The 12330-nt window shown below is 60.3% G+C and carries 9 protein-coding genes; 4 read left to right on the top strand and 5 right to left on the bottom strand.

Annotated elements, in window-relative coordinates:
- Positions 1-17: 17 nt before the first annotated feature.
- From RAC79_RS05670 to tesB, 5 genes are all read right to left on the bottom strand, one after another.
- On the bottom strand, positions 18-743 hold the full coding sequence (locus tag RAC79_RS05670; protein ID WP_052025744.1) for an outer membrane lipoprotein carrier protein LolA: 726 nt from the start codon (positions 741-743) through the stop codon (positions 18-20).
- Between the two features lie 50 nt (positions 744-793).
- A complete protein-coding gene (locus RAC79_RS05665; protein ID WP_174044952.1) occupies positions 794-3460 on the bottom strand; it encodes a DNA translocase FtsK in 2667 nt (888 codons plus the stop codon).
- 214 nt (positions 3461-3674) lie between these two features.
- Positions 3675-5024, bottom strand: coding sequence for an ammonium transporter (locus tag RAC79_RS05660; protein ID WP_065656878.1), 1350 nt, complete (start codon positions 5022-5024; stop codon positions 3675-3677).
- Between the two features lie 29 nt (positions 5025-5053).
- Positions 5054-5404 (bottom strand): P-II family nitrogen regulator, encoded by a 351-nt coding sequence (locus tag RAC79_RS05655; protein WP_004444057.1) that lies wholly within the window; start codon positions 5402-5404, stop codon positions 5054-5056.
- A gap of 212 nt (positions 5405-5616) precedes the next feature.
- On the bottom strand, positions 5617-6501 hold the full coding sequence (gene tesB / locus RAC79_RS05650) for an acyl-CoA thioesterase II (RefSeq protein WP_142844422.1): 885 nt from the start codon (positions 6499-6501) through the stop codon (positions 5617-5619).
- On the opposite strand from tesB, the gene RAC79_RS05645 reads away from it, so the two are divergent.
- The 4 genes from RAC79_RS05645 to fdxA all read left to right on the top strand — a co-directional run bounded on the left by RAC79_RS05645 (position 6477) and on the right by fdxA (position 12257).
- Positions 6477-7802 carry a ubiquinone biosynthesis hydroxylase gene (locus tag RAC79_RS05645; protein ID WP_374996949.1) on the top strand — a complete coding sequence of 442 codons (1326 nt, stop codon included), beginning with the start codon at positions 6477-6479 and terminating at the stop codon, positions 7800-7802. The genes tesB and RAC79_RS05645 overlap by 25 nt on opposite strands.
- 456 nt (positions 7803-8258) lie before the next feature.
- Positions 8259-11339, top strand: coding sequence for a helicase-related protein (locus RAC79_RS05640; RefSeq protein ID WP_065656881.1), 3081 nt, complete (start codon positions 8259-8261; stop codon positions 11337-11339).
- A gap of 4 nt (positions 11340-11343) precedes the next feature.
- A complete protein-coding gene (locus tag RAC79_RS05635; protein WP_065656882.1) occupies positions 11344-11760 on the top strand; it encodes an RNA-binding S4 domain-containing protein in 417 nt (138 codons plus the stop codon).
- A gap of 158 nt (positions 11761-11918) precedes the next feature.
- Positions 11919-12257: a ferredoxin FdxA gene (gene fdxA, locus RAC79_RS05630; protein ID WP_003520294.1), complete on the top strand. Its 339-nt coding sequence runs from the start codon at positions 11919-11921 to the stop codon at positions 12255-12257.
- The last annotated feature ends 73 nt before the right edge of the window (positions 12258-12330 follow it).

The raw sequence follows: 12330 nt of genomic DNA, 5'->3' as shown, positions 1-12330 counted from the left end.
CCTTGGGGCTTGAAGCCTCAGCCGCCTTTGCGAACTTCCTCGTAATTGATGTTGAAGACGCGTTCATCGAGGTTCACGCCGGTCTGGACGTTGAAGATCATGACGGTCGTGTCCTTGTTCTGGGCATCGGTCGTGGTCCATTGCCTCAGATCGAAGGTCTTCGGATCGAACATCAGGGTAATTGTGGAATCGCCGAAGACGCTCTTGTCGCCCAGCACGATGGTGGTCAGGTCCGATTCTTCCTTGACGTTGCGGACCTTCTGATTGCCGAGATCGATCTTGTCGGACAGAAGCAGGCTGAGCGGCGTCTTAGAAAGCGGATAAAGATCCCAGGTCTTGAGCTTCATATTGCCGATAACGACGTTCTTGCCGTCGGCGATGACCCGCATGGGCGAGGGGTCTTCGTAGTTGAAGCGGAGTTTGCCGGGGCGTTCGATGTAGAACTTGCCGCCGGTCTGTTCACCGCGCGGGCCGAACTGGACGAATTCCCCCATCATGGTTTTGACCGACGAGAAGTGATTGGCGATTTTCTGCGCTGTCGCCGTGTTGCCGGCCGCCTGGGCAAAGGCGTCAAGCGGCGACAGGCCGGCCATGATTGCGGCCATGGAAAATGCCGTCAGCACGCCACGACGCGTCACGCCGTTTTGCGGTGTGTTTGCGTTGGCCGTTTCGCCGGTGGTGAGGTCGTTCATTCTATTCTCCTTCATCGCAGCGATTGTCCGCATAAAAGGCGGCGGCTTCATGACGTTGAGAGCGTGTAATAACGCTTCTTCGCCCCGCTTGGTTGCGGACGTTATCGCTCGATGATGTCTGCTTCCGTCGGTACGAGTATTTCACGTTTTCCGGCGTGGTTGGCGGGGCCGATAATGCCCTCCTGCTCCATGCGCTCGATCAGCGACGCGGCGCGGTTGTAACCGATGCCGAGACGCCGCTGCACATAGGAGGTGGAGGCTTTGCCATCGCGAAGAACGACGGCCACGGCCTGATCGTAAGGGTCCTCGGAATCGGAGAAACTGCCGGCGCTGGCCGGGCCGCCGCCATTGCCTTCCTCGTCGTCTTCCTCGGTAATCGCTTCCAGATATTCCGGTGCGCCCTGTGTTTTCAGATAGGCGACGATCTCTTCCACCTCGTTGTCGGAAACGAAAGGACCGTGCACGCGCTGGATGCGCCCGCCCCCTGCCATATAAAGCATGTCGCCCATGCCGAGCAGCTGCTCGGCGCCCTGCTCTCCAAGGATGGTGCGGCTGTCGATCTTCGACGTCACCTGGAAGGAGATGCGGGTCGGGAAGTTTGCCTTGATCGTGCCGGTGATGACGTCGACGGAGGGGCGCTGGGTCGCCATGATGACATGGATGCCCGCGGCGCGCGCCATCTGCGCCAGGCGCTGCACCGCGCCTTCGATGTCCTTGCCGGCCACCATCATCAGGTCTGCCATTTCGTCGATGATGACGACGATATAGGGCAGGGGCTTCAGATCGAACTCTTCCGTTTCGTAGATCGCCTCGCCCGTCTGGCGGTCGAAGCCGGTCTGTACCGTGCGGGTGAGTATCTCGCCCTTGTCTAGCGCCTGCTGCACGCGGCTGTTAAAGCCGTCGATATTGCGCACGCCGATCTTCGACATCTTCTTGTAGCGCTCTTCCATCTCGCGCACCGTCCACTTCAGCGCCACGACGGCCTTTTTCGGATCGGTAACGACGGGAGAGAGCAGATGCGGAATGCCGTCATAGATCGACAGTTCGAGCATTTTCGGGTCGATCATGATCAGCCGGCACTGTTCCGGCGACATGCGGTAAAGCAGCGATAGGATCATGGTGTTGATGGCGACCGACTTGCCCGAACCTGTGGTGCCGGCAACGAGCAGATGCGGCATCTTGGCGAGATCGGCGATGACGGGTTCGCCGCCGATGGTCTTGCCGAGCGCCATGGCGAGTTTGGCCTTGCTGTTTTCGAAATCGCGGCTGCCGATCAGTTCCCGCAGGAACACGGTTTCGCGCGTCTGGTTCGGCAGTTCGATGCCGATGGCATTGCGGCCGGGAACGACGGCGACACGGGCGGCGATCGCGCTCATGGAGCGGGCAATGTCATCGGCAAGGCCGATGACGCGCGAGGATTTGATGCCGGGCGCGGGCTCCAGTTCGTAGAGCGTGACGACCGGGCCGGGGCGGACATGAATGATTTCGCCCTTGACGCCGAAATCCTCGAGAACGCCTTCCAGAAGGCGGGCGTTCTGTTCCAGCACTTCCTCGCTTAGCATATTGTCGCGCACGACATTCTTCGGCTCCGCCAGAAGGTGGACGGTGGGGAGCTGGAAACCGTCTGCGGCGATGAAAGAGGCCTGCGCTTCCCTTGCCACGCGCTCACTGGGCTTCGGGCGTGCGGAAGGGGCGGTTATTCTGGGCTGCCCGCGTCCCGGCGCCTGTCGGGCCGTGAATTTCTGGTCGGACTCGTCGTCGGAGAGAATGCCGTTCGGCAGCCTGCGTCCATCCGCGTCGAAGGTTTGTTCGTCATCCATGTCCTCGTCATGATCGAGCGCGATGGAGGGAGGTGACATCTGGCGACGCGATGCGGCGCGTTCTTCGAAAGACGGCTCTGCGCGCTGGTCGAGGCGGTTGATCGCGGTCTTGAGGCGCGACGGTTCGTTCAGCGTGCCGAATTCATATTCGTTGAAGTCGTAAGGATGTTCGAATTCATCGTGCAGTGATTTCGACTTCAGGCCGAACAGGCGGCGCAGGCGCGCCTGGGTGATGTACCAGTAATGCGCCAGCGCGCCGAAGGCGAGCATATTGGCGAAGAAACCCTCGCCGTCGTCTTCGTCATCCTCTTCGGCCTCACGGGCGGCGCGGGCCTTGCTGGGGGCGACGGGAGCGGCCTCTTCGCGTTCCAGCTCGTCATCCAGACCGCCAACGACACCGGCGGCAAACAGCATCAGCCATGCGGCAGGCGCCGCGAATATCAGACCCAGTACCGTGGCAATCGTGCCGGTGGGGTAAGCGCCGATAAAAAGGGCGGGAAAACGCAGGATCATGTCACCGATGACGCCGCCGATGCCGTTCGGCAGCGGCCATGTCACGGGGGCCGGAAAGCAGCCGAGCGAGGCGGCGCAGACGATGGCGCCTGCGACCCAGGCCACAAGGCGAACGGGTATGCGGTGGAATTTGCAGCCGGCGATCAGCGCGATCGCCCAGGCGATGACAGGCAGGAGCGAGATGATTGCGGAAAGCCCGAGGAACTGCATCACGATATCGGCGAAAATCGCACCGCCGTAACCCAGAAGATTGGTGGGCTGGTTTCCTGTCGCGTAGGAGAGGCTCGGATCCGCGACATTCCATGTCGCGAGCGCGGCGATGCCCAGTGCAATCGTGGCCAGCAGAGCGAAACCGGCGAGAGCCATGATCTGACGCACGAAAAACGCCGTCAACACGAAGCGCGTGTGACGACCATCGAATGTCGGAGAATGCATTCTGCCCATGTCCCTGAACCCGTCGTTTTATGGTTTCGGCAAGATCCGGCAGGAGACCTGATCCCGGATTGACAGGGAAAACTAACCGCTTGCTGGTTAATGTCGTGTTAACCATGCGGTTTTTTGAAGCGCTTCAGATTTACGGCAAAGAAAAAGGCCCGCCGGAGCGGGCCTTCTTTTGGGAGAGGGGATGGAGAACCCCTTTTCCCGGATATCAGGAGTGGTACGCGGCTTCGCCGTGGGTTGCGAGGTCGAGACCTTCGCGTTCGGCTTCGACCGGAACCCGCAGACCGACGATCACGTCGACGATCTTGTAGAGGATCGCGGAGACGATGGCGCACCAGACGATGGTGATGGCGACGGCGACGAACTGCGTCCAGACCTGCGAGGCGATGGAGAAGTCTTCCTTGCCTGTGCCGCCAAGCAGCGGCGAGGTGAAGATGCCGGTGCCAAGAGCGCCGATGATACCGCCAATGCCGTGTACGCCGAAGACGTCAGCCGTGTCGTCGTAACCGAACTTGTTCTTCACCACGGAGACGAAGAAGTAGCAGATCGGCGAGACGATGAGGCCGAGAACGATGGCACCCATCGGGCCGACGGAGCCAGCGGCGGGCGTGACGGCGACGAGACCGGCGATCATGCCCGAAGCGGCGCCCAGCATGGAGGCCTTGCCGCGGGTGAAGCTTTCAACCAGCGACCAGGAAACGATGGCGGCTGCAGTTGCGAGGAAGGTGTTCATGGTTGCGAGAACCGCACCGCCCGATGCTTCGAGGTTGGAACCGGCGTTGAAGCCGAACCAGCCGAACCACAGCATGGCTGCGCCGACCAGCGTCAGCGTCATCGAGTGGGGGGCCATCATGTCCTTGCCGAAGCCGGTACGCTTGCCGACCATGATCGCGCCGATCAGGCCTGCGATGCCGGCATTGATGTGAACGACAGTGCCGCCGGCGAAGTCGAGAGCGCCCATGCCGAAGATCAGGCCGTTTGCATCCCAGACCATGTGAGCGATCGGGAAATAGACGAAGGTGGCCCACAGGATGGTGAAGAGGATGACGGCGGAGAATTTGACGCGTTCTGCGAAGGCGCCGATGATCAGCGCCGGCGTAATGGCCGCGAAGGTCATCTGGAAGGCGATGAAGGTGTATTCGTAGATCACGACGCCCTCAGAGAAGGTTGCCGAGGTGCTGTCAAGCGAAACGCCCGACAGAAACAGCTTGCCGAAACCGCCGAAATAAGGGCCGGTGCCGCCGCCAAAGGCGAAGGAGTAACCGTAGATTACCCAGACGAGCATCATGACTGCGCCGACGACCGTGCACTGCATGAGAACGGAGAGCATGTTCTTGGTGCGGACAAGACCGCCGTAAAACAGGGCGAGGCCCGGAACGATCATGAAAAGTACGAGGATCGTCGCGACATACATGAATGCGGTGTCGGCTTTTTCCGGAACGGGAGCGGCCGCGGCCACTGCCGGCGCTGCATCCTGGGCAAAGGCGATGGCCGGAGCCATCAGGGCCGCCGCTGCGGCGCCCAGCTTGCCGAGCGTTGAAAACTTGTTGAGTTGCATAGCTAGAAAACTCCCCTGTCAGCCGTGCTTCAAAGCGCTTCTGTGTTGGTTTCGCCGGTACGGATGCGCACGGCCTGTTCGATAGAGTAGACGAAGATCTTGCCGTCACCGATCTGCCCGGTCTTTGCCGCAGACGCGATCGCTTCGACAGCCTTGTCGACGACGTCGGATGGAACTGCGATCTCGATCTTCAGCTTGGGAAGGAAGCTCACCGCATATTCCGTGCCGCGATAAATCTCGGTATGCCCCTTCTGGCGTCCGTAACCCTTTACCTCGGTCACGGTCAGGCCCTGGATGCCGACGCCGGTGAGCGCTTCGCGCACTTCATCCAGCTTGAACGGCTTGATAATGGCCATCACAATTTTCATCTGGTTTCCCATCCTTTGTTTTGTCCTCGGCACGGAGCCGACTCTCCTGCCGCTGGCAGATCAGTAACAGCGACTGCGGACATACATTCAAAGGGCGTGCCAGTTTTGAGTGTGTATCTAACGTATTGAAATATAAAACTTATATGAAGGGCGTCTGAGAAAGGGGCATTTGTCGCCAAAATTTGCGTCTATTAAATGTGCGATTTTAAAAAAAAGCACATTATTTAATCATTTGCCCTTTTGCGGATCAAACCCTCCTGCGCCACGGAGGCGACCAGTTCACCCTGTCTGGTGAAAATATTGCCACGGGTCAAACCGCGTGCGCCGGAAGCGCTGGGGCTGTCCTGTGTGTAGAGCAGCCAGTCATCCAGTCGGCAGGGGCGGTGGAACCACATGGCGTGGTCGAGGCTCGCCACCTGAATGGACGGATCGAAGATGGTCGTGCCATGGGCGTAGAGGGAGGTGTCGAGCAGGGTCATATCCGACAGATAAGCGAGAATGGCCGATTGCAGGCGCGGATCATCAGGCACATCGCCGACGGCGCGAACCCAGATATCCTGTTGCGGTTCGAGTTTTTCCCTGGAGATATAGTGGGTCAGCGATACCGGCCGTATCTCTATCGGCCGCTTGTTGCTCCAGTATTTGCGGATAGAGGCGGGCGCCTTGGCAAGAAAGGCCGCCTGCATCTGCTCTTCGCTCATCAGTTTTTCAGGCGGCGTCACGTCAGGCATTTTGATCTGATGGTCGAAACCATCCTCGAAAATCTGAAACGACGCCGACATGGAAAAAATGGCCTTGCCATGCTGGATGGCGACCACCCGGCGTGTGCAGAAGCTCGCGCCGTCGCGGATGCGCTCCACCTGGTAGACGATAGGCACCAGCGGATCGCCGGGGCGCATGAAATAGGCATGCAGCGAATGCACGAAACGGTCGTTATCCACGGTTCTTTGCGCGGCGATCAGGGCCTGCGCGATGACCTGGCCGCCGAAAACCCGCTGCCAGCCGATCTGCGGGCTTTCGCCCCGGAACAGGTTCTCTTCCAGCTTCTCAAGATCGAGTGTGGCGATGAGATTGGCCATCGGGTCTGACGTTTGCGAGGGATGCGACATTTTTTCGGCCTGCTCCGGCTGTAGGAAGACGTCACATGGTCTATAGTGCGCCGATGATGCGTGCACAAGATTCGAGGAGAAGCGCGATGCTGGACGTAGTGGTGGCAGGCGGCGGATATGTCGGTCTTTCCGTTGCTGTCGCAATCAAGCAGGCGGCCCGGCATCTTGATGTGCAGGTGGTTGAGGCCTCTCCCGAGGATGTCTGGTCGAAGGACGTTCGCGCTTCCGCCATTATTGCCGCAGCCACCCGGATGCTCGATGTTTTCGGCATATGGAACGAGATCGAGCCGGAAGCGCAGCCGATACACAAGATGATCGTCACCGATTCGAAGACCGCCGATCCGGTGCGTCCTGTGTTCCTGACTTTCGACGGCGCCGTGGAAGAAGACAGGCCGTTTGCCCATATGGTTCCGAACGTCGCCCTGGTGGGCGCATTGCGAGGCCTGTGCGAGCGCCTTGGCATAAAAATCCGTCACGGTCTCAGTGTTTCCGATTTTACCGCGGGTCCCCAGTCGACGGCCATTCGCCTTTCCGACGGGTCGACGCTCGAAGCGCGATTGCTGATTGCCTGTGACGGCGTTCGCTCCGCGCTCAGGGACATGGCCGGTATCAAGACCGTGCACTGGGCTTATGATCAGTCCGGTATCGTGACGACCGTTGAGCATGAGCGGCCGCATGAGGGCTGCGCCGAAGAGCATTTCCTGCCATCCGGCCCCTTCGCCATCCTGCCGCTGAAGGGAAACCGCTCTTCGCTCGTCTGGACCGAACGCACGGCCGATGCCGACAGGCTGGTAGCCTCCGACGATCTGGTGTTCGAGGAGGAACTGGAGCGCCGGTTCGGTCACAAGCTGGGTCCTCTTCGTCCGGTCGGTCCCCGCCGCGCCTTCCCACTGGGTCTGACGCTGGCGCGTTCTTTCGTTGCACCGCGTTTCGCGCTTGCGGGCGATGCGGCCCACGGCATTCACCCGATTTCCGGGCAGGGCCTCAATCTTGGCTTCAAGGACGTGGCGGCTCTCGCCGAAACCGTGGTCGAGGCCGACCGGCTCGGCCTCGATATCGGCTCACTCAACGTTCTGGAGCGTTACCAGTCGTGGCGGCGTTTCGACACGTTGCGGATGGGCGTGACGACGGATGTGCTGAACCGGCTTTTCTCCAACGATATTGGCCCTATCCGTATCATGCGTGATTTCGGTCTCGGCGTGGTGGATCGTTTGCCGGGTCTCAAATCCTATTTCATCGGTCAGGCCGCCGGCACGACGGACGCTAATGCGCCGCGTCTGCTTGCCGGCGAGGCGCTCTGACCCGACCCTTCGTCATCTTTCGGATCGGCTTTTCCGGGATTGCCGCTTGACAGCCGATTCCGGGATTTTCTGCCCGGCGGCTTTACCGTAAAGCCGAATCCGGCCAAGGACTTATCCGGATTCACAATCTGGTATGGTCTGCGCCCTCACCAACCAGATATTGCGGAGAACAAAAGCTGAATCCCATCGAGTCAGCGATTCGTATTCGATTCGTTCGCAGACTGTTCCGCAGCCGAATCGATTTCATTTTCGCCGGATTCTTTTTGTTCGTTCAACTGTTTGAATCTGAACGGAAAATTCCGTCGACCGGTCGCCCTGCGCCACTTTGCGGGTGAGGCCTATTGCCTTTGTCGGCGGGCGTTGCCATGTGTGGTGCGTGCGGCCCGTATCGGTGATGCCGGGCGCACGGCAAGCAGATGAAGTCGATTCGCGGATAGTACGTTGAATTTTCGCCCCATGATCCTGAGCGGCCGCGGTGTCACGGCCGTTCTCGGCCCCACCAATACCGGCAAGACCCATTACGCGATCGAGCGGATGGTCGCGCATGGCAGCGGTGTCATTGGCCTGCCGCTGCGTCTTCTGGCGCGGGAGGTCTATACCCGTCTCGTTGAAAAGGTGGGGGCGCCGAATGTGGCGCTGATTACCGGCGAAGAAAAAATCGCACCGCCCAAAGCCAAATATTCCGTCTGCACGGTGGAAGCCATGCCGCGCGAGACGACGGCCGCCTTCGTCGCGATCGACGAGGTGCAGCTGGCGGGCGATCTCGAACGCGGGCATATCTTCACCGACCGGGTGCTGCATCTGCGCGGGCGGGAGGAAACGCTGCTGCTTGGCGCCGGCACGATGCGTCCTATCCTCGAAAAACTGCTGCCGGGAATTACCGTTGTGGAACGCCCGCGCCTGTCGCAGCTTTTTTATGCGGGTCAGAAGAAGATCACCCGCCTGCCGCAACGCACGGCGATCGTCGCCTTTTCCGCCGATGAGGTCTATGCCATCGCCGAGCTGGTGCGCCGCCAGCGCGGCGGTGCGGCTGTGGTGCTGGGCGCGCTTTCGCCGCGCACGCGCAATGCGCAGGTGGGGCTCTACCAATCCGGCGACGTCGAATATCTGGTGGCGACGGACGCCATCGGCATGGGTCTCAACCTCGATGTCGACCACGTCGCCTTCGCGCAGGACCGCAAATTCGATGGCTATCAGTTCCGCAATCTCAATCCGGGCGAAATCGGCCAGATCGCCGGCCGCGCCGGCCGCCATCTTCGCGATGGCACATTCGGCGTGACGGGGCGTGTCGATCCGTTCGATGACGAGCTGGTGGAGCGGATCGAAACCCATCAGTTCGATGCGGTTAAGGTTCTGCAGTGGCGCACGAAAAATTTCGATTTTTCCTCCATCGCCAATCTGCGCCTGAGCCTCGATGCCGCGCCGGCGATCCAGGGACTTTCGCGCGCCCTGCCGGCAATCGACCAGCAGGCGCTGGAATATCTGTCGCGTTATCCCGAGATCATCGATGTGACGACGAGCGATGCGCGGGTGGAAAAACTCTGGGAGGCGTGCGCTCTTCCAGACTATCGCCGCATTGCTCCTGCCCAGCATGCGGACCTGATCTCCACGCTCTATTTCGACCTCGTCAAACGCGGGGCGGTGAACGAGGATTTCATGGCCGAGCAGGTGCGTCGCGCCGACCGGACGGATGGAGAGATCGATACCTTGTCTGCGAGGATTGCGCAGATCAGAACATGGACTTATGTATCGAACCGCCCAGGATGGCTTGCCGATCCGACACACTGGCAAGAAAAGACTCGGGAAATCGAGGATCGATTGTCCGATGCGCTACATGAAAGGTTGACGAAACGCTTTGTTGATCGCAGGACATCTGTGCTCATGAGGCGCCTGAGAGAGAATGCGATGCTTGAAGCTGAAATCAGTGTAAATGGTGATGTCTTCGTAGAAGGTCATCACGTCGGCCAGTTGGCCGGGTTCCGGTTCACGCCGGTGCCGGGAATGGAAGGGCCGGATCAGAAGGCCGTGCAGGCTGCGGCGCAGAAGGCGCTTGCGCTCGAATTCGAGGCGCGTGCCGCGCGTCTGCATGCCAGTGGAAATGGCGATCTCGCTTTGAGCTCCGATGGTCTGGTTCGCTGGTTGGGCGAACCGGTTGCCCGCCTTTCGGCCGGCGACAACATCATGAAGCCGCGGGTGATCTTGCTTGCCGACGAGCAGCTGAACGGCAATGCCCGTGATCACGCGCTGGCGCGCGTCGAGCGTTTCGTCAATCATCAGATTGCGACCGTGCTGAAGCCGCTGGACGATATTTCCCGCGCCGAAGACCTTCAGGGTCTGGCGAAGGGTCTGGCGTTCCAGCTCGTGGAAAATCTAGGCGTGCTGTTCCGCCGCGACGTTGCCGAAGACGTGAAGTCTCTCGATCAGGATGCGCGCGCCTCCATGCGCCGTTACGGCGTTCGTTTCGGCGCTTATCACGTTTTCCTGCCAGCGCTTCTGAAGCCCGCTCCGGCGGAGCTTGTGACGCTGCTCTGGGCTTTGAAGAATGACGGTCTCGGCAAGCCGGGTTACGGCGATCTCATTCCGGTGCTGGCCGCAGGCCGTACCTCGGTCGTCACCGATGCCAGCTTCGAGCGCATGTTCTACAAGCTCGCCGGTTTCCGCTTCCTCGGAAAGCGCGCCGTGCGTATCGACATTCTCGAGCGTCTGGCCGATCTCATCCGCCCGCTGCTGCAGTGGAAGCCCGGTCAGCAGCCGCGGCCGGAAGGCGCCTATGACGGTCGCCGTTTCACGACAACGACCGCCATGCTTTCCATTCTCGGCGCGACGCTTGATGACATGGAAGAAATTCTGAAGGGCCTCGGTTACCGCGCCGATCAGGTGACGGCTGAAGAGGCGCAGGCCTTCCTCGCCAGCCACGCCGGTGCCTCTGTTCCGGCTGCCGCGGAAGCGGCGACGGCTGAAGAGGAAAGCGTCGAGACCGAGGAACACGAGCCGGCTTCCGAAGAACAGGTGTCCGAGACGGCGGCTGCTGTCGAAGGCGAAGCTGTCGAGGCGCCGGTTGCGGAAGCTGCCAGCGAAGAGGCTGTCGCAGCCGAGGCCGTGCCGGAAGGCGCCGAGGCCGCCGAGCCCAAGCCCGTTCTTCTGTGGCGTCCGGGTGGTCGCAACGAAAATCAGCGTGGCGAAAACCGTCGTCCCGGCAATCGCGGTCAGGGCCGCGGTGAAGGAGCGCGCGAACAGGGCGAGCGTCGCGGTGAAGGCCGTCGCGACAATCGTGACGGTGCAAACCGTGAAGCTGCCAATCGCAGTGGCGACGGTGAGCGCAAGCGCGATGGCGGCCGTCCGGACCGTGGCAACAACCGCAACAATGATCGTCACGATCGCGGGGAGCGCAAAGACCGGCCGGAACGCAATGACCGTGGCGGAAAGCCGCAGGGTCAGCAGCGCTTCGAAGCCAAGCCGCCGCGCAAGGAAAAGCCGCTCGATCCGGATTCGCCTTTTGCAAAGCTCGCTGCTCTCAAGGAGCAGCTGAAGAAGTAAGCCCATGGGAAGCAACGAACAGCCACTGGAAAGCACGCGTCAGCGTCTGGACAAGTGGCTGTTCTTTGCCCGCATGGCAAAATCCCGTTCGCTTGCCCAGAGCTATATTCAGTCTGGCCACGTCAAGGTCAACGGCATTGCCATTCGCCAGTCCAGCCATGTGGTGAAGGCGGGCGACAGGCTGGAGATCGGCTTCGAGCGGATGGACAAGGTGCTGGTCGTCAGGTCCGGCGGAACACGGCGTGGACCCTATGAGGAAGCCAGACTTCTCTATGAAGACGAGACGCCGCCACGGGAACCTTCCGACAGGCTGACACCCCTCGAGCAGGCGTTGCGCCAGCCGGGCAGCGGGCGTCCCACCAAAAAAGAGCGCAGGGCGCTCGACAGGTTTCTGTCTGACAGCGACGGAAGCAAAGATTAGAATAAACCTCCGGGTCGCACCCGTTTTTCAGAATTGTTTATCCTTGCTATCTGCAAGCAAAGGCATTACGTCACTTGCGAAATTGCCCTGTCTGAATTCCGGGCGACGGCTTGTGTTCCGAAGCCCACAGACCCGGCCTGCATATTCTGGAGTTCATCATGACATATGTCGTGACCGACAATTGCATCCGCTGCAAATATACCGATTGCGTTGAGGTCTGCCCCGTCGACTGCTTTTACGAGGGTGAAAATTTCCTCGCGATCAATCCCGATGAATGCATCGATTGCGGTGTGTGCGAACCGGAATGTCCCGCCGAAGCCATCAAGCCCGATACGGAGCCGGGTCTCGACAAATGGCTGAAGCTCAATGCCGAATATGCGGCAATCTGGCCTAATATCACGATCAAGCGCGACCCGATGCCGGAAGCCAAGGAAATGGACGGTGTAGAAGGCAAGCTTGAGCTCTATTTCTCCGCCGAGCCCGGACAGGGCGACTGAGTTTTACGGCCTGACGGTGAAACCATGATTTAAAAAGCCCTCGCAGCAGCAGCGCGAGGGCTTTTTGCTGGGC

Origin of the sequence: Agrobacterium sp. LR_9 (genome assembly GCF_041954855.1) — a bacterium.
GTDB classification, from domain to species: domain Bacteria; phylum Pseudomonadota; class Alphaproteobacteria; order Rhizobiales; family Rhizobiaceae; genus Agrobacterium; species Agrobacterium leguminum.
Note: the sequence above shows the minus strand (reverse complement) of the source record. Positions and strands in the feature narration are given on the sequence as shown.

Bases quoted from the DNA above. Each gene is read 5' to 3' on its own strand.
- tesB (WP_142844422.1), bottom strand. From the start codon at position 6,501: ATGTCGCATCCCTCGCAAACGTCAGACCCGATGGCCAATCTCATCGCC.
- RAC79_RS05665 (WP_174044952.1), bottom strand. From the start codon at position 3,460: ATGCATTCTCCGACATTCGATGGTCGTCACACGCGCTTCGTGTTGACG.
- RAC79_RS05660 (WP_065656878.1), bottom strand. From the start codon at position 5,024: ATGCAACTCAACAAGTTTTCAACGCTCGGCAAGCTGGGCGCCGCAGCG.
- RAC79_RS05635 (WP_065656882.1), top strand. From the start codon at position 11,344: ATGGGAAGCAACGAACAGCCACTGGAAAGCACGCGTCAGCGTCTGGAC.
- RAC79_RS05670 (WP_052025744.1), bottom strand. From the start codon at position 743: ATGAAGCCGCCGCCTTTTATGCGGACAATCGCTGCGATGAAGGAGAAT.
- fdxA (WP_003520294.1), top strand. From the start codon at position 11,919: ATGACATATGTCGTGACCGACAATTGCATCCGCTGCAAATATACCGAT.
- RAC79_RS05655 (WP_004444057.1), bottom strand. From the start codon at position 5,404: ATGGGAAACCAGATGAAAATTGTGATGGCCATTATCAAGCCGTTCAAG.
- RAC79_RS05640 (WP_065656881.1), top strand. From the start codon at position 8,259: ATGATCCTGAGCGGCCGCGGTGTCACGGCCGTTCTCGGCCCCACCAAT.